16 protein-coding genes are annotated in these 16696 nt (G+C 55.8%); 9 read left to right on the forward strand and 7 right to left on the reverse strand.

Annotated features, from left to right (window positions below; genetic code table 11):
• Positions 1-12 precede the first annotated feature (12 nt).
• The 4 genes from Q334_RS0102320 to Q334_RS0102335 all read left to right on the forward strand — a co-directional run bounded on the left by Q334_RS0102320 (position 13) and on the right by Q334_RS0102335 (position 4232).
• Positions 13-1095, forward strand: coding sequence for an ABC transporter permease (locus Q334_RS0102320; protein ID WP_027311798.1), 1083 nt, complete (start codon positions 13-15; stop codon positions 1093-1095).
• A complete protein-coding gene (locus tag Q334_RS17705) occupies positions 1092-1901 on the forward strand; it encodes an ATP-binding cassette domain-containing protein (protein WP_035460530.1) in 810 nt (269 codons plus the stop codon). The genes Q334_RS0102320 and Q334_RS17705 overlap by 4 nt, the downstream gene beginning before the upstream one ends.
• Positions 1902-2046: 145 nt before the next feature.
• Entirely contained in the window at positions 2047-3006 is a 960-nt protein-coding gene (locus tag Q334_RS0102330; RefSeq protein WP_027311799.1) for a carbohydrate kinase family protein, read from the forward strand.
• A gap of 53 nt (positions 3007-3059) precedes the next feature.
• Positions 3060-4232, forward strand: a complete 1173-nt coding sequence (locus Q334_RS0102335; RefSeq protein ID WP_027311800.1) for an AGE family epimerase/isomerase — start codon at positions 3060-3062, stop codon at positions 4230-4232.
• A gap of 55 nt (positions 4233-4287) precedes the next feature.
• Here the strand turns inward: Q334_RS0102335 and Q334_RS19775 are convergent, their stop codons facing one another.
• Together Q334_RS19775 and Q334_RS0102345 are read right to left on the reverse strand one after the other, a co-directional pair.
• Positions 4288-4986, reverse strand: coding sequence for a hypothetical protein (locus tag Q334_RS19775; protein ID WP_051527453.1), 699 nt, complete (start codon positions 4984-4986; stop codon positions 4288-4290).
• Between the two features lie 115 nt (positions 4987-5101).
• Positions 5102-6040, reverse strand: a complete 939-nt coding sequence (locus tag Q334_RS0102345; protein ID WP_027311801.1) for an NADP-dependent oxidoreductase — start codon at positions 6038-6040, stop codon at positions 5102-5104.
• 217 nt (positions 6041-6257) lie between these two features.
• Here Q334_RS0102345 and Q334_RS0102350 point away from each other — a divergent pair, with 217 nt between their 5' ends.
• From Q334_RS0102350 to Q334_RS0102360, 3 genes are read left to right on the forward strand one after another with little or no spacing between them, the layout of a single operon-like run.
• Entirely contained in the window at positions 6258-7259 is a 1002-nt protein-coding gene (locus tag Q334_RS0102350) for a 2-hydroxyacid dehydrogenase (protein WP_027311802.1), read from the forward strand.
• A gap of 49 nt (positions 7260-7308) precedes the next feature.
• A complete protein-coding gene (locus tag Q334_RS0102355) occupies positions 7309-7530 on the forward strand; it encodes a hypothetical protein (RefSeq protein ID WP_051527454.1) in 222 nt (73 codons plus the stop codon).
• 9 nt (positions 7531-7539) lie between these two features.
• Entirely contained in the window at positions 7540-8517 is a 978-nt protein-coding gene (locus tag Q334_RS0102360; protein WP_027311804.1) for a response regulator, read from the forward strand.
• On the opposite strand, the gene phoR is transcribed toward Q334_RS0102360, so the two are convergent.
• The 5 genes from phoR to Q334_RS17720 all read right to left on the reverse strand — a co-directional run bounded on the left by phoR (position 8514) and on the right by Q334_RS17720 (position 13508).
• Positions 8514-9812, reverse strand: a complete 1299-nt coding sequence (gene phoR, locus Q334_RS0102365) for a phosphate regulon sensor histidine kinase PhoR (protein WP_027311805.1) — start codon at positions 9810-9812, stop codon at positions 8514-8516. The two genes, Q334_RS0102360 and phoR, sit on opposite strands and share 4 nt — an antisense overlap.
• Positions 9813-9814: 2 nt before the next feature.
• Positions 9815-10507, reverse strand: a complete 693-nt coding sequence (gene phoB / locus Q334_RS0102370; protein WP_027311806.1) for a phosphate regulon transcriptional regulator PhoB — start codon at positions 10505-10507, stop codon at positions 9815-9817.
• 127 nt (positions 10508-10634) lie between these two features.
• Entirely contained in the window at positions 10635-11510 is an 876-nt protein-coding gene (gene ubiA / locus Q334_RS0102375) for a 4-hydroxybenzoate octaprenyltransferase (protein WP_035460532.1), read from the reverse strand.
• Between the two features lie 24 nt (positions 11511-11534).
• Complete coding sequence (locus tag Q334_RS17715; RefSeq protein WP_051527455.1) at positions 11535-12065, reverse strand: chorismate--pyruvate lyase family protein; 531 nt, start codon at positions 12063-12065, stop codon at positions 11535-11537.
• 102 nt (positions 12066-12167) lie between these two features.
• Positions 12168-13508: an HDOD domain-containing protein gene (locus tag Q334_RS17720; protein WP_051527456.1), complete on the reverse strand. Its 1341-nt coding sequence runs from the start codon at positions 13506-13508 to the stop codon at positions 12168-12170.
• Between the two features lie 275 nt (positions 13509-13783).
• On the opposite strand from Q334_RS17720, the gene Q334_RS0102390 reads away from it, so the two are divergent.
• Together Q334_RS0102390 and Q334_RS0102395 are read left to right on the forward strand one after the other, a co-directional pair.
• Positions 13784-15664: a methyl-accepting chemotaxis protein gene (locus Q334_RS0102390; RefSeq protein ID WP_027311808.1), complete on the forward strand. Its 1881-nt coding sequence runs from the start codon at positions 13784-13786 to the stop codon at positions 15662-15664.
• Positions 15665-15764: 100 nt separating this feature from the next.
• Positions 15765-16691: a glutaminase gene (locus Q334_RS0102395; protein ID WP_081414301.1), complete on the forward strand. Its 927-nt coding sequence runs from the start codon at positions 15765-15767 to the stop codon at positions 16689-16691.
• Positions 16692-16696 lie beyond the last annotated feature (5 nt).

Consider the following 16696-nt stretch of genomic DNA (forward strand, 5'->3'; position numbering starts at 1 on the left):
AGGTAAGTGATGATGGCTTCTCAATCTGACACACCCCGCGCCGCGGCTGACTTTGAACAGGTGGCGGAGCGCGCCGCTGGCCCGGTAGCGGATTTTGCCCCGCCCCGCCTGAGTCCGTTGCAGCGGTTACAGCGTTGGCTGCATAGCCAGCCGATTGCCGCACCGGCATTGGTGCTGGTGGCGGCGATAGTGGCGTTCAGCCTGATTAATGGTGAGCGCTTTTTACATCCCTTTAACCTGTCGCTGATTTTGCAGCAGGTCACCATTATCGGCGTGCTGGGGATCGCCCAGACCCTGATTATTCTGACCGCCGGGATCGATCTCTCGGTGGGGGCGGTAATGGTGTTGTGCTCGGTGGTGATGGGCCGCCTGGCGGTAAACCAGGGACTGCCGGCGGAGTTGGCGTTTTTACTGGGGCTGTGCGCCGGCATGCTCTGCGGTCTGATTAACGGTTGGCTGGTGACGCGGGTCAAATTGCCCCCCTTTATTGTCACCCTGGGCAGCTGGAATATCTTCTTTGCCCTGAATCTCTGGTATTCCCAGAGTGAGACCATTCGCTCCCAGGATTTGGCTAATCTGGCGCCCTTGCTGCAATGGACCGGCGAGTCGATCGCCTTTTTTGGCGCCCGCTTGACCTACGGCTCGCTGCTGATGATAGGGCTCTGCGTGCTGGTCTGGTATGCCCTGAATTGGACCGCCTGGGGCCGTCATGTGTATGCCACCGGCGATGATCCGGAGGCGGCCAAGCTGGCGGGTATCCGCACCGATCGGGTACTGCTGTCGGTGTATGTGGTGGCGGGTCTGCTCTGTGCGGTGGCGGCCTGGACTCTGATCGGTCGCATTGGCTCGGTCAGTCCCCAGGCCGGGATGACCGCTAACCTCGACTCCATCACCGCTGTGGTGATTGGCGGTACCAGCCTCTTTGGCGGGCGGGGCTCGATCTACGGCACCCTGATTGGGGCGCTGGTAGTAGGGGTGTTTCGCAATGGCCTGGCCATCGCCGGGGTGGATGTACTCTGGCAGGAATTTACCGTGGGGCTGCTGATTATTCTGGCAGTGGCAACGGATCAGTGGATTCGGAGGGTATCGGCATGAGTTTGCAACCTGTACTCAGCGCCAAGGGGCTGGTAAAGCGGTATGGCCGGGTCACTGCCATTGATCAGGCTGACTTTGATCTCTACCCCGGTGAGGTGCTGGCGGTAATTGGCGATAACGGCGCGGGCAAGTCTTCGTTGATTAAGGCCCTGTCCGGTGCGCTGTTGCCGGATGAGGGGGAGATCCGTCTGTATGGTGAGCCAGTGCAGTTTCGCTCGCCGATGGAGGCCCGCCAGGCCGGGATCGAGACGGTGTACCAAAACCTGGCGGTATCCCCCTCGCTGGATATCGCCGATAACCTGTTTTTGGGCCGTGAGATCCGCAAACCCGGCTTGCTCGGCAGTCTGCTGCGCATGCTGGATAAAAAAGCCATGCGTGAGCAGGCCAGGGATAAGTTGTCGGAGTTGGGGCTGCTGACCATTCAGAATATTAATCAGGCGGTGGAGACCCTGTCCGGTGGTCAGCGTCAGGGGGTGGCGGTGGCCCGTGCGGCTGCCTTTGGCAGCAAGGTGGTGATTATGGACGAGCCCACGGCAGCCCTGGGGGTGAAGGAGTCGCGGCGGGTGTTAAACCTGATCCAGGATGTCAAAGCCCGGGGGCTGCCGATCGTGCTGATCAGCCACAATATGCCCCACGTGTTTGAAGTGGCTGACCGCATTCATATCCATCGCCTGGGTAAACGGGTGGCGGTGATCCGTCCCAGTACCCATAGCATGGCGGAGGCGGTGGCGATTATGACCGGTGCGCTGGAGCCTGAGCAGCATCCCGCCGGTGCCTTTTGTCCACCTCCCCAGGCATTGGCTTAGGTTGGCGGGCGGAAAAGTATCAGTTTTCGGCAGGGGAGTACTTGAGCCCCTGCCTTTTTCTGTTATCAATGAACCCTGCTTGTCGTAGCCCGCCGCCTGACCAACGTCGACTCATCCCTTTGTTTTGATAGGAAAGCTTACCGCTATGTTACCCGTTTGGTGTTTTGGAGAAGTGCTGATCGATTTTCTCACCATTGGCCAGCAGCAGGAGGCGTCCTTGCGCTTGCCTGAGTATCGTCAGTATCCGGGGGGCGCTCCCGCCAATGCGGCGGTGGCGGTCGCCAAACTGGGGGGGCAGGCGGGGATGATCGGCCAAGTCGGGGCGGATCAGTTTGGCCAGTTTTTACGTGCCAGCCTTGCGGCTAACGGGGTAGACACCAGCCGGCTGCTGGAGCATCCCCAGGCGCTGACGCCCCTGGCTTTTGTGTTGCTGGATGCGAGCGGTGAGCGCAGTTTTGAGTTCTATCGGCGTGACAGTGCGGACTTGCTATTTGCGCAGCAGGATTGGCAGGCGGAGTGGTTTGCCCAGCCAGGGATGCTCCACCTGTGCTCCAATACCCTGACTGAAGCCGGGATCCGAGCGGTCAGCATGCATGGCGTGCAGTTGGCCAAACAGGCGGGCTGGCTGGTGAGTGTCGATGTCAATCTGCGGGCGAATCTGTGGCCGCAGCATCAGCTGGATATCCCGGCGATTCTGGCGCTCTGTGCGCAGGCCGATGTGCTTAAGGTCTCCCGTGATGAGCTTGATGCTCTTGGCGGTGAGGCACTGATTGCCACCTGGCGGCAGGCGGGGGCGCGGCTGATCCTGGTGACGGATGGTGGCCAGCCGCTACACTACTACAGCCAGGAGGCACAGGGAGTGCTGGCAGCACCGGCGGTGAAGGCGGTGGATACCACGGCGGCGGGGGACAGTTTCAGTGGCGCTGTGCTCTATGGCCTGTCCCGCTGTTTGCCGACGAATCCGGCCCTGTGGCAACAGCAAGTGGAGTTGGAAGCTTTATTGGCCTTTGCCTTGGCCTGTGGGGCGCATACGGTGACCCGTCCTGGGGCGATTCCCGCATTACCTTGCTTTGCCGATGTCAGCCATGCCTGGCAGCTTGCGTAAGTTTATTTGCGTTTGCTTAAGTCTCGCCCCACCTAGTCAAGAGAGGATCGACGATGGACTTTCACAACCCCCAACGTCTGCGTGAACATGTGCGCGCTATTATGGCGTTTTATCATCCCCGGGCGATTGATAGCCGAGGCGGTTTTTACCACTACTTCCTCGATGACGGTCAGGTCTATGACAGTGAGCACCGCCATCTGGTCTCCAGTACCCGTTATGTCTTCACCTACGCCAACTTTGCCCGCCATTTTAATGAGCCGGAATATTTGCGCTGGGCGGAGCATGGTTTGGACTTTATCGAACAACGTCACTTCCAAACCCAGTACCAGGGCTATGCCTGGACTTTACAGGGCAATGCGGTAGAAGACGACACCAACCACTGCTATGGCCTGGCTTTTGTCATGCTGGCCTATGCCACGGCCTTGAAGGCTGGCATTGAGCGGGCGCGGGAAGGGTTATATCGGGTGCATGAACTACAAAGCCGGCGTTTCTGGCAGGCGCAGCATGGGCTTTATGCCGATGAGGCTGATCGTCATTGGCAGCTGGGGCAGTACCGTGGCCAGAATGCCAATATGCACAGTTGCGAAGCCCTGATTGCCGCCTATGAAGCCACGGGAGATCGTCAGTTTATCGAGCGTGCCTTGCAGGTGGCGGACAATATCTGTCGCCGTCAGGCCGGGCGCTGTGATCATGGCCTGATTTGGGAGCACTACGATCTGAACTGGCAGCCGGACTGGCAATACAATCTGGATGATCCCAAGCACCTTTTCCGTCCCTGGGGCTATCAGCCAGGGCACCAAACCGAATGGGCCAAGCTGCTTCTGTTATTGGAGCCCCACGTTGAGGCGGATTGGTTGTTGCCCACCGCTGAGCATCTGTTCCTGCGGGCGGTGGAGCCGGCCTGGGATAAGGTGAATGGTGGTTTGGCCTATGGCCTGGATCGCCAGTTACAGATTTGCGATGGTGATAAATATCACTGGGTCCAGGCGGAAACCCTGGCGGCGGCAGCTTTGCTGGGTAGCCGTACCGGCGACTTACGCTACTGGCGTTGGTATGAGCGGATTTGGGATTACTGCTGGCAGCACTTTATTGATCATCGCTATGGCGCCTGGTACCGCATTTTGACGCCGGATAATCAGCCCTATTCCAAGCAAAAAAGCCCGGCAGGTAAGGTGGATTACCACACTATGGGGGCCTGCTACGACATGCTGAGGGTGTTGGAGTGATATTCAAGCCCACTCGTGAGAGTGGGCAAAAAAGAAACTCATTTTTATAAGGGGCTTATTTTACGAATCCTATTTTTTCTCTTTTCATAAAACTTCCATATTGATCATATGTACAAGTGTAGGAAAAGTAAGATCCTGTACTCGACTGTATGCCTTCATAGATAACTAATATGGTTGATGATTCGGTGCTATGGGTGTTGAATTCTATTTGAGTCTCCCCTACTTCATCGAATAGCCTATTGGCGCAATCGCTGTTCGATTTTACTGCTAGTTCTTTTATGGCTCCGCTTTGTTTATTTGTTGTTAGAGGATGTTGTTTTAGTGTGGTGGAGTCTTTCATGGATATATTAAAAAATATAAGTATGATGACTAATATCATGCCCCAAGCTAAGTATGTACCTATTTTTTTGGATGTTTCCGAGGTAGGGGTGCTTGTATCTGTGTCTGCATTTGGCGAATGGAGAGTAGGTTCTTTGCGAGCTCCGCAATATCTGCATTTTTTTGCTTCTGCTCTAATGAATTCTGCACACTCTGCACATTGTACGGAGCCATTGAGAATTGCTAGCTTGTCAAGCTTTTCTTGACTTGGCGTTAATGTAATTGAATGTATTAAGGCGATTGCCCATGTAAAGAATCCATACCAATACCAATTTGCAAAACTATATCCCTTTGATGATGCTATTTTTGCAGGGATAATGGCAATAAACGATGAGATGATTATGATTGATACGACATACTCTAGTGTGAAATCCATTTCATATTATCCTGGATTCTATATTTAATATTTTACGTTGGAAGATAATTTATATTTTAATAGTTAAGGGATCAACTGATCCATGCAAAATACAGGATCAGTTGATCTATTACAGTTAAAACTCCAGCACGATCTTGCCACGGGTTTTGCCGCTCTGGCTGGCCTGGTGGGCGGCGGCAACCTCGGTGAAGGGGAAGCGGGCCGCTACCTCAACCCGTAGTTTGCCCTGTTCCGCCAAGTCGGCCAGTTCCTGCAACTGGTCGGCATTGGGTACCACCCGCATGCCGGTAACCCGATGGCCAGTCTGGCTGGCGGCATCAATCACCTGTTGGGCGGTAGCGGAGGGAAGCGTCACCATAATGCCGTTGTGATTGAGGCAGCGGCAGGCCTGAACGGCGCTTAAGCCACCGACACCATCAAGAATAATATCCACATCCTGGACGGCATCGCTGAGTTCGGTGCTGTGGTAATCAATCACCGCATCGGCACCCAGTTGACGCAGATAGTCATGGTTGGCCTGGGAGGCCACCGCAATCACTTCAGCTCCAGCGGCTTTGGCAATCTGTACTGCCAGGTGGCCTACGCCTCCGGCGGCGGCACTGATCACTACCCGTTGGCCCGCTTGCAGGTGGGCATGGTCATAGAGTGCCTGCCAGGCCGTCAGGCCAGCCAGGGGCAGAGCGGCGGCTTCGGCAAAACTGAGGTTTTTCGGTTTCAGAACCAAGTGGGCAGCATTGGCGTTGACCTGTTCGGCATAGCAGCGCCCCGGTTGGGGGAAGTTAAGCAGCCCCATCACTGCATCACCGGGATTGAAGATGCTGATACCAGTGCCTACGGATTCAATTTCACCGGACATTTCCCAGCCCAGAATCAGTGGTACGCCGCCACTGAAACTGGCGGCACCACCGCCTTCGCGGGTTTTCCAGTCTATCGGGTTTACCCCGGCGGCACGGGTATGCACGATCACATGGCCGACCTCCAGCAAAGGAGGGGTTACTTCATCCAGTTGCAGCACTTCCGGGCCGCCAAAGCTATGAATTTGGATAGCTCGCATACTTGTCTCCCTGTTTGTCATGGTGCCAGTTCTGGGTGAGCGGGCTGGGCATCTTTTTGCCAAGACCATTGGCTGACACAGGTCAGCACCTTATTTGTTGTATATGAGGCCATAATAGCAGGGCACTCGGAAAAACCTACTTACTGCCTCAGGTATAGCCTGAGTACTAGGCAGGTTCCGCTTCAATCTTTCTTTTCCAGGTCAGCGAGGATGCACGATGAAGGTAGCAATTTTCGGCAGTAAGGCTTATGACCAGGCGTTTTTTCAGCGTGTGAATGCTGACTATGGCCATGAGTTACAGTTTTTTAAAGTGCGTCTCAGTGCCGAAACAGTACAGCTGGCAGAGGGTTTTGAGGCGGTATGCGTATTCGTCAATGATCAGCTTAGCGAGCCGGTATTGGAGCAGTTGGCTGGATTGGGCGTGAGCTTTGTCGCCTTACGCTGTGCGGGTTTTAATAATGTCGATTTGCATGCTGCCAGACGCTTGGGGATGCAGGTGGTGCGGGTGCCGGCCTATTCGCCGGAGTCGGTGGCGGAACATTGCGTTGGCCTGATGCTAACGCTTAATCGTAAATATCATCGTGCTTGGCAGCGGGTGCGAGAAGGCAATTTTTCCCTGCAGGGACTGCTAGGCTTTAACCTGCATGGTAAGACGGTGGGCTTGATCGGCCTGGGGCGGATTGGTTTGTCCACTGCACGTATCCTGCAAGGGTTTGGTATGCAGGTATTGGCTTATGATCCGGGTCTAAAGCAACTACCGGCCGGGATTAAAGCGGTGGAGCTGGAGCAGCTCTATCTGGAATCAGACATCATCAGCCTGCATTGCCCGCTTAATGCGCACACCAAGCATCTGATCAATGCGGACTCCCTGACCTGTATGAAAGATGGGGTGATGCTGATCAACACTAGCCGTGGCGGCTTAGTGGATTCACAAGCCGTGATTAATGCGTTGAAGAGCGGTAAGCTGGGCTCCTTAGGGTTGGATGTGTATGAGCAGGAAGGCGATCTGTTCTTTGAAGACCTGTCAGAACAGGTGATTCAGGACGATGTATTTGAGCGCTTGCTAACCTTCCCCAATGTATTGATTACCGGTCATCAGGGCTTTTTTACTGAGGAAGCCCTGGCAGCCATTGCCACCACTACCCTGGCTAATCTGAGCGAACTGGAACGCGGTGAGCTCTGCATCAACCAAGTGGGAGAGGAGCACCTGGGGCATTGAGCACCAGGGGGCAGTAGACGTCATAACAGAATAAAAAGTGATAATGCCGATGCTAAAAATTGTTGAACCTGTGCTGTTGTTAGTTGGTCTGGCGGTGCTGCTGGGCTCGTTGATTATGTATGGTCGTCGTAGCGGTGACTGGCGCTCGATCCTGGTGTTCTGGCGCCCTACCATTGCCTTTTCGGCACGGGAATTTTTTATTAATCGAGTGGGTTTGACCCTGATGGCGCTGGGCGTGGTGGTGCGTTTTATCAACCACCTGTTTATTTAAGGAGCCAGCATGAGTAGCCGTACTACTGCTAAATTGCTGGTGGTGGATGATGCCACCTTCATTCGCGATCTGGTCAAGCGGGTATTACGGACACGGATGCCCAATGTACAGGTAGAAGAGGCAATCAATGGCAAGCGCGCGATTCAGATTCTGCATAAACAGCAGATCGATCTGGTGCTTTGTGATTGGGAAATGCCGGAAATGAGTGGCCTGGAAGTGCTGCAGTGGATGCGCGCTCAGGATGCCTACCAAAAGACCCCCTTCATTATGATCACCAGCCGTACCGATAAAGAGTACGTGGTGCAAGCGGTGCAGGCCGGGGCCAGTGACTATATCGGTAAGCCCTTTAGCAATGAGCAGCTATTGCAAAAAGCTGGCAAGCAATTGGCCAAAACCCATGATTTGCGTGCGCTGGCGGCACGGGATACCAGTAACCCCGTTGCTGAAGCCGCTGCCTCTTCGGTCAATCCTTTATTAGCTGGGGCCAGTCGTACTGGCTCTGGGCCGGCGGGGCCGGCGGCGGAGTCCGTATCCTTGTTAACCGGTGGGGGCGCTAAACCTGCCCGGGCCGCAGCACCGGCGGCAGAGTCTGCGTCGATCCTGACGGGTGCGGCCAATAATGCTAAAGGGGTGAAGGCCGCCGCTAACAAGTCGGCCTCTGCTTCTGCCTCCGCCACCAAAGGGGTGGCGCAACTGCGTCTTAGCGATGCCACGGTGCGTTGCATCATCAAAGACTTAAACCTGCAGGAAGCCCTGTTGGTGATTAAGAATGATGGCCGTATTCCGCAGGTGCTGGAGCAGGCAGTGGTAGATATTGAGGCGGAAGAAGGTGGTCAGCAGGTGGCGCGAGTCAACGCCTTTGTTTTTAGTGTGCAGGCCAATGAGCGGCGGGTGGATAGCCCCTTCATCAGCCTGCGGGTGCAGTTTGTTGATAATGACCCGGAAAAGTTTGAGGCCTTGACCCACTACGTTACCCGGATTCGTTAGAGCGCCGCCCCAGGATTTTGCTGCAGCAGGCCAGGGGGAAATTTACAGCGGAAGATGCTGCCCTGGCCTGGCACCGAATCAATGCTTAACTCCGCTTGATGACGTAGCAGTACATGTTTGACGATGGCCAGCCCCAGCCCGGTGCCGCCACTCTCGGCGGATCGGCTGGAGTCGACCCGATAGAAGCGTTCGGTGAGACGAGGTAGATGCTCAGCCTCGATGCCGGGGCCATTATCCTGCACCTCCAGCACCCCTTGCTCCCCTAGACGATACCAACGCAGGCGAATGTGACCGCCAGCAGGGGTGTACTTCACTGCATTGAAGGCCAGGTTGGAAAAGGCGCTGTGTAATTCAGGCTCGCGCCCTAACAGCTGCAATCCTGGCTCTACCTCCAGTTCAATCCGCTGTTGCTTATCGGCCCCCAGGGCCAGAGCGTCTTGGCGAATCGCCTGGAGCATCTTCTCCAGGTTAATGGCTTCACTGGGGGCGTCCACCTGGGTGGTTTCCAGGCGGGACAGGGTTAACAGGTCAGTAATCAGGGTTTGCATGCGCTTGGCCTGCACCGTCATCTGTTGTAGCGGGCGCACCCAGGGGCGGGGCAGTTGATCCAGATGATCGCTTAGGGTTTCTAAATATCCGCTAATCACCGTCAACGGCGTGCGCAGTTCATGGGAGGCATTGGCAACAAAATCCTGCCGCATCCGTTCCAGGTGCTGCAGGCGGGTGACATCGTGTACGAGCAGCAAGCGGTCACCCTTGCCAAACAGGGTGATGTTGAATTGCAGATAGCGACCGCGGCCAAGGGGAGAGGGGATATCCAGCGGCTCGTGATACTGACGGGCATTAAAGTAGCGGACAAACTCCGGCTGGCGCACCAGGTTGGTGAGTGGATGGCCACGATCCTGTGGATATTTCAGCCCAAGCAGGTTGGCGCAGGCGGGGTTCCACCATTCCAGATTACCCTGGGCATCCAGCAACACCACGCCATCACGTAGGGCACTGGTGGATTCCTGGATACGGCTAATAATGACTTGCAGGCGTTGGCGCTCATCGGCTTGCTGTTTCTGCAGGCGATAGAGGTCATCAAAGATTTCCCCCCATAGCCCTTCGCCCTCAGGCATATCACCACGGGTGTTGGAGGCCAGCCAGGCCACCAGCTTACGCAGCTGCCACAGGTGCCAGCCCAGGGCCAACAACAGCGCACTGACCATGCCAATCAGTGCTGAGCCGCTCAAGCCACCCAGTAACAAACCGCCCACGAGCAGGAGCAGGAGGCGATTTAAGTGTGTGCGCATAATCAGGCTACTTTGTTAGAGAAACGATAACCCGTGCCCCGCACCGTTTGGATCAGGTGCTCATGGGCTTCACCCAGTGCTTTGCGCAGGCGGCGGATATGCACATCAACGGTACGTTCTTCCACGTAAACATTGCCTCCCCATACCTGGTCGAGCAATTGGCCACGGGAGTAGGCGCGCTCCGGATGCGTCATAAAAAAATGCAGCAGGCGGTATTCGGTGGGGCCCATTTCCAGCTGTTTGCCATGGGAGGTCACCCGGTGGGAGACCGGGTCGAGCAGTAGACCATCCACCTCGACCGGCTCTTCCATGCCCTGCGGGGTGGCACGGCGCAGTACCGCTTTTAAACGGGCCACCAGTTCCCGAGGGGAAAAGGGTTTGGTGATGTAGTCATCGGCCCCGGCTTCCAGCCCCTGGATCTTATTATCCTCATCACCCTTGGCGGTGAGCATGATAATGGGGATCTCAGCGGTAAACTGATCGCGCTTCAAGCGACGGCAGAATTCGATGCCGCTGGTGCCGGGTAGCATCCAGTCGAGTAGCATCAAGTCCGGTTTTTCATCGACAATCAGAGCATGCGCCTTGGAGGTGTTTTCCGCTTCCATGCACTGATATCCCGCCATCTCCAAAGCCACAGCGATCATCTCCCGGATCGGCGCTTCGTCATCCACAATCAGCACTTTCTTGTCTGTCATGGGTCATCCTGCCATTTGTTGCTTTAACGTGACTGCCGTATTACAGCGGCAACGTGTTACACAAATATGACAGGCGGCGACAAAGCTGGCAAAAGTGCTGGGCAACACACTCACAGCGGGTGAGGTTTTAGTAGGCTGGCCAGCGATCCAGCACAATGCCGGCAAACACCAGCATCCCTACCCAATGGTTGGCTAAAAAGGCCTGGAAGCACTGCTCGCGTTGACGTAGGCGTACTTGCCACTGTTGCTGCAGAAAGAGAGCAGCGACCCCCAGCAGGGCAGCGGCATACCAGCCACCTAAACCGGCTAACTCCCCAGCCCAGGCCAGCAGGCCCAGGGTGGCCAGCTGTAACAAGCCAACAATGAGCAGATCGTGGCGACCAAACAGAATCGCACTGGATTTAATCCCGATGTTGAGATCGTCATCCCGGTCAACCATGGCATAGAGGGTGTCATAGGCCACGGTCCAGCACAGGTTGGCGGCAAAAATCACCCAGGCCAGCAGGGGCACCTGGTTTTGCTCAGCAGCAAATGCCATCGGAATGCCCCAGGCAAAGGCGGCACCGAGCACCACCTGAGGCAGATGGTGGAAACGTTTCATAAAGGGGTAGCTGGCTGCCAGCACCACAGCAATAAACGACAGGCCGATGGTCAGCGGATTGGTAAAGAGCACTAACACAAAGGCAGTCAGGGAGAGGAGCAAGAACAGGCTGAGGGCTTCGCCGCTTTTAACTTTGCCGCTGGGCAAAGGGCGATTCGCGGTGCGTTTGACATGGCCATCGAAGTGCCGGTCGGCAAAGTCATTAATGACACAACCGGCGGAGCGCATCAGAAACACCCCGGCACAGAAGATTAACAACAGGTGACGCTGCGGTAGGCCTTCAGCCGCCAGCCAGAGCGCCCAGAGGGTGGGCCAGAGTAACAGATAGGTGCCGATGGGCTTATCGGCGCGCATTAATTGCCAATAGGCGTTAAGACGAGCAGTGGAAAGGGGTGCCAACATAGTCAGACTCTCACGGATCAGCCCCTATTGTAGGGCGCTCAACATGGGGGGCAAAAAGAACTCGCTGACCATCAGCGGCTGATGAGCAACATAGAACACCGAACGTCGTCCCCAGAGACCTTCCTCACCGGTTTGCAGACAGAGCTGGAAGGGACCACGTTGCAGGTCACGGCGACGAAATAACCAGGCACCCAGCGGGCGGTGACCCAGTAAGCGCAGACTGCGGCCCGGGCCATGCAGAGTTTTAGCCGGTACCAACGAGCGGGCCTGTACCCAGGGAGTGCCCCACAGCAATAGCTGCACTTCACGTACCCACACCCGTTGGCGTGGCGATAAGCCTAATACCTTGGCTTCATCCCAGCGCGGCAGTTGCCAGCCCTGATAGAGTACCCGCACCTGGAAATCACCTTTGGCATGGGCAAGCAGTCGACGGGTGAGGGAGCCGTCATCCAATAACCAATGTTTCACCTGCCGTCCGGCAAGTTGACGGGTCAGGCGGGCAGGGTGATGCCAGGGTCCAGTGGGTAAGGTGTAGCGGGGCAGTTCTGAAGTCACGCAGCAGATCCGGCAGGCGAAATAAGGCGCTAACTATAATCCAATCAGCGCTGACCTCAAGGGCTGACTGACCCGGATCAAGCCGGGTCAGTAGGCAAGGGCTCAGGAAGCCCTTTTGTTAAAGGGCTGTGGCCTTGTCTGCGGCTTTGGGCGGTTGGGTATCTCCACCGGGGTGGCGAGTTTTTCCGCCATCGCTTCCAGGCTTTCCTGTGCCTCTAGCAGGGCACTAATGGCGGCCCGACAGTCCTCTGGATGCAGGCCCAAACGATCAAAGGCTGAGGGGGCCAGACGGGCACCTGGCGCGTGGCCAATCCCCTGTTCCCGCAGTAAGCCCAGGGTGAGGTGCAGCAGGTTGGCATACACCGAGTGCGGGCCTTGGTATTCCCCGTCATGCTGGTGGCGCATGGCCACACAGACTTCATCCGGCAGCTGCCAGGCTTGTAGCAACCAGGCACCAATTTGCTCCCGACTGATTCCCAATAATTGCTGCTCCACCAGGGGAGGGGTGATATTGGGGTTGCACTCCAGGCTGCGGCACAGCAAACCAAAGTGAGGGGGGAAAACGTGTGCCATCACCAGATAGCCAAAATTATGCAGCAGGCCTGATAGGTAGCTTAAGCCGGCTGAGGGACGCAGTGCCGGTGGCATCAATTTTACCAGCGCTTCAATGGCGGTCGCGGCACAGACGGCTTGTTTCCAATAGGGGGAGAAACCACGGGGTGCTTCTTCCGGCACTTGCAGGGTGCGGCTCAAGGCGAGGCCCAGTGCCAAGTTCATCACCAGGTCATAACCGAGCACCCGAACAATGGCATCTTTGACAGATTGAATCTTGCCAGGGGCAGCATAGTAAGGAGAAGCAGCCCAGCTGATGACTTGAGCCGCCAGACTGGGGTCAGCCTCCACGACAGGCACCAGGGCATTAATCCCTGCTTCCGGGTCTGAGCAGAGGTTAATAATTTGCTTGGCGGTGCCTGGCAGTGGCGGAATTTCCAGGGTGTCCTGCAGGCGCTCCTGCATCCGCAGGCTAGTGAATTTGTCCACCGCCTGTACTATGACTTGCTCATCATTGCCCTCGGGCAGGCGTGCTTTCAACTGACTGGGGTCGATGGCAAAGCGGAATACCTGGGCATGGTCGCTATATAGGCTGGCATCAAGCAGAAAACGCTGGCCACTGATGGGCTCAAAAACATCCAAGGAGTCCGCCTTGCTGAGGCTGTGATCGAGTATCACCGGTAGCTTGAACAGTTTTTGCAGCATGCTTGGCTGTTGCAGTAATGCCGGGACAAATACACGACGGCATTGCTCAAAAGCCAGGGCACGCAGGGGGCGTTCGCTAAAGCGGTTCAACAATACCAAGTGTAAAAGTTGATGCTCTGGCAGTAACACCAGCACCTTACCTTTACTGTCTTCAAGAATTACTACCCGCGCTGGCAGCCTGGACATGGGGCTTTCCTACATCTAGGGAAGAGGGGGGACAAAAGGTTATCCCTCGGCACTTTACTCAATCAATGCTTACTAAGTTGTAAAAAAAGGTAAGTCGGCGCCTATGCGTGAAAATTTAGCAGAATTTCGTCAGCCTGGATGGCGCATCCTGTATCACAATTAGCGTTGCAATCCTCTCTATGCGGAGTTTGCGCCCTTGTGCTTGCTGATCCTGAGCCGCACAAGCTTGGCATGCAGTGGAATTTGCCTTCGTTTTAAAACAAGAGATTGATGTTATGAAAGTAGCTCACAAGGTAGGGGGAGCCTCAGCTCTCGTGCTGTTACTGACGATCGCCGTGCTTGCCTGGTTACAGGTGAGCCAAGCGCGTGATGCGATGCGTGAACGGGCACAGAGCAGCATCCTGGAGTCGAGCCAGGTATTGGCGTTGCAGATCGAGAACTGGCTGAACGCCAAACTGCAGCTGATCGATATGATGGCCCAGACGATAGATAGCAGCTTTAGTAATGAGCGTATCCAAGAGGTGTTTGATCGCCCGTTGTTGAAAGATGAGTTCATTCTGATTTTTGGTGGTTTAGATACCGATGGGCAACGGATTACCAATGATCCCAGTTGGAATCCCACTAACTGGGATGCACGTAAGCGCCCTTGGTATGACGTAGCGCGCAGTGCAAAGCGCGCAGTGCTGACCGAACCCTATGCCGATGCCGGTACCGGTGAAATCCTGATCTCAGCCGTGGCTAACTTTACCGACAAAGGGGTATTCAAAGGTGCTTTTGGGGGTGACTTAAGCCTGCAAACGGTGTCCGATGCGGTCAATGCTCTGAACTTCAATAACAGTGGTTATGCCTTCCTGGTAGCCGCTAATGGCAACATCATCTCCCACCCTAATGCCGAGCTGAACGGCAAATCCGTTGCGGAAATATTTGATGGTGGTGCCCCTCGTTTTAGCAACAGTATCCAGCAACTGAAAGCCCAGGGAGTCGATTCCTTAGTGTCCTTTGCCAAGCTCGAAGGGCTCAAAGGCATGGACTGGTACATCGGTGTGGTGGTGGATGAGGCCAAAATTATGGCCAGTGCCAATGCCATGGCTTGGCGCTCACTGGTAGGGGCCATTGTGGGGGCCTTGATCAGCGTGCTGGTGCTAGGGGTGGTGATGAAGCGTATTTTGGCGCCGCTGCAGGGACTGTACACCTCCTTGGTCGAAGTGAATAAGGGTGAAGGGGATCTGACCAAACGTCTGCCGGTAAGCAGTAATGATGAGTTTGGTGCGGTGGCGAAGGAGTTCAACAGCTTCTTCAGTTACCTGCAGAAGATGATTGGCGATGTGATCCATACCTCCCAGAGCGTTAATCAAAGCACCAACTTAACGGCTAAAGCGGCTCAGCAGGCGGAGTCCCGCATTCGTCAACAGCTGGCTGAGCTGGACCAACTGGCCTCAGCAATGCACCAAATGTCTGCTACGGCGGGAGATGTCGCGCAAAATGCGCAGGGTGCTGCCCAGGCAGCCCATGCGGCCAGTAATGAAACCGAGACGGGTGTACGGGTTGTGTCGCGCTCAACCGAGGCAATCAAGCGCCTGGCGGCGGATATGGACTCCAGTGCTAATACCATCACCGAACTGGCCAAGTTCAGCCAAAACATTGAGTCCATTCTGTCGGTGATCACGGGTATCGCTGAGCAAACCAACCTGCTAGCCCTGAACGCAGCGATTGAGGCTGCCCGGGCGGGTGAATCAGGACGAGGCTTTGCGGTGGTTGCCGATGAAGTGCGCTCTCTTGCCTCCCGTACCCAGCAATCCACCCGAGAGATCCGCGAAATGATCGACCAGCTGCAAGGGGGAGTGGTTCAGGCCGAGTCGAAGATGAAGCAAAGCCGTGAAGTGGCCGAGCAAACAGCGATGGATGCCGGCAAAGCCAATGAGGTACTGCAACGGATCAGTGAAGCGATTGCCCGTATCAATGATATGAACCTGCAAATAGCCACGGCTGCTGAGCAACAAAGTGCCACCACCGAAGAGATCAATCGTAATACCACCAATATTCGCGATATCGGTCAGGAAGTGGGGCAGGGTGCACATCAACAGGTTGGCTACTGCCAGCAAATGCTGGCTGAGGTGAAAAAGCAGGAAAGCCTGATGAAACACTTCAAAATCTAACCGCTATCGGCCCTCAATCCGGTGCGAGCTGGGTTGAGGGCAATAGGCATACCGTTCAGGATCGGCCACAATAGGCGCCCTTTTTTGGCCAGGTGGAGTGATGCGGATGGTGACTGATTATCAGGAGCTGCTGGAAGAGATCCTGCTCGCGGTGCAGCCCCATATCGGTAAAGGTAAGGTAGCGGATTACATCCCGGCGTTAGCCCAAGTCGATCCCAATCAGTTTGCTTTTTGTATCCGCACCCTGGATGGCCGTGAATATGGCGTAGGGGCAGTGGATACCGCCTTCTCGATCCAAAGTATCTCCAAGGTTTTTAGTCTGGTGCTGGCCCTCCATGAGCTGGGGGGGCAAATCTGGCAGCGGGTTGGTCGTGAGCCCTCCGGTAACCCATTCAATTCCCTGGTGCAGTTGGAGTATGAGCAGGGAATTCCACGCAACCCCTTTATCAATGCCGGTGCCTTGGTGGTAACCGACTGGCTACTGGGGTGCATGGGGGACCCTGCCCAGGCACTGCTGGAGTGGTTACAACGGGAAAGTGGCAGTGCGGCGGTGAGTATCGACACCGAGGTGGCGGAGTCAGAATGGCAGCATCGCCACCGTAATGCGGCGCTGGCTCACTTTATGAAAAGCTGCGGTAACCTGCAGGCGCCAGTGGACTCGGTATTGCGGGCTTACTTTGCTCACTGTTCTCTGCGAATGAGCTGTCGTGAGTTGGCGCGAGCTGGCTTGTTGCTGGCTAACCATGGCCTGTCACCGATTAGTGGTGAGCGGGTGCTGACGCGTAGTCAGGCCAAGGAAGTGAATGCCTTGATGCTGACCTGCGGCACCTATGACGCCGCCGGTGATTTTGCCTTTCGCGTGGGCTTGCCCGGCAAAAGTGGTGTAGGGGGCGGCATCCTGGCGATCATCCCGAATCTGATGAGCATTGCGGTCTGGAGCCCGGCGCTGGATGCCAAAGGCAACTCCCTGGCGGGGGTGGAGGCCCTGGAGTGTTTCACCACTCTGACCGGGATTTCGGTTTTTTAAAGCAA

The sequence above is a fragment of the Balneatrix alpica DSM 16621 genome (assembly GCF_000619885.1).
Classification (GTDB): domain Bacteria; phylum Pseudomonadota; class Gammaproteobacteria; order Pseudomonadales; family Balneatricaceae; genus Balneatrix; species Balneatrix alpica.

Bases quoted from the DNA above. Each gene is read 5' to 3' on its own strand.
- Q334_RS17705 (WP_035460530.1), top strand. From the start codon at position 1,092: ATGAGTTTGCAACCTGTACTCAGCGCCAAGGGGCTGGTAAAGCGGTAT.
- ubiA (WP_035460532.1), bottom strand. From the start codon at position 11,510: ATGTTGGCACCCCTTTCCACTGCTCGTCTTAACGCCTATTGGCAATTA.
- Q334_RS0102395 (WP_081414301.1), top strand. From the start codon at position 15,765: ATGCGGATGGTGACTGATTATCAGGAGCTGCTGGAAGAGATCCTGCTC.
- Q334_RS0102355 (WP_051527454.1), top strand. From the start codon at position 7,309: ATGCTAAAAATTGTTGAACCTGTGCTGTTGTTAGTTGGTCTGGCGGTG.
- Q334_RS0102320 (WP_027311798.1), top strand. From the start codon at position 13: ATGGCTTCTCAATCTGACACACCCCGCGCCGCGGCTGACTTTGAACAG.
- phoR (WP_027311805.1), bottom strand. From the start codon at position 9,812: ATGCGCACACACTTAAATCGCCTCCTGCTCCTGCTCGTGGGCGGTTTG.
- Q334_RS0102345 (WP_027311801.1), bottom strand. From the start codon at position 6,040: ATGCGAGCTATCCAAATTCATAGCTTTGGCGGCCCGGAAGTGCTGCAA.
- Q334_RS0102360 (WP_027311804.1), top strand. From the start codon at position 7,540: ATGAGTAGCCGTACTACTGCTAAATTGCTGGTGGTGGATGATGCCACC.
- Q334_RS19775 (WP_051527453.1), bottom strand. From the start codon at position 4,986: ATGGATTTCACACTAGAGTATGTCGTATCAATCATAATCATCTCATCG.
- Q334_RS0102330 (WP_027311799.1), top strand. From the start codon at position 2,047: ATGTTACCCGTTTGGTGTTTTGGAGAAGTGCTGATCGATTTTCTCACC.
- Q334_RS0102350 (WP_027311802.1), top strand. From the start codon at position 6,258: ATGAAGGTAGCAATTTTCGGCAGTAAGGCTTATGACCAGGCGTTTTTT.
- phoB (WP_027311806.1), bottom strand. From the start codon at position 10,507: ATGACAGACAAGAAAGTGCTGATTGTGGATGACGAAGCGCCGATCCGG.
- Q334_RS0102390 (WP_027311808.1), top strand. From the start codon at position 13,784: ATGAAAGTAGCTCACAAGGTAGGGGGAGCCTCAGCTCTCGTGCTGTTA.
- Q334_RS0102335 (WP_027311800.1), top strand. From the start codon at position 3,060: ATGGACTTTCACAACCCCCAACGTCTGCGTGAACATGTGCGCGCTATT.
- Q334_RS17720 (WP_051527456.1), bottom strand. From the start codon at position 13,508: ATGTCCAGGCTGCCAGCGCGGGTAGTAATTCTTGAAGACAGTAAAGGT.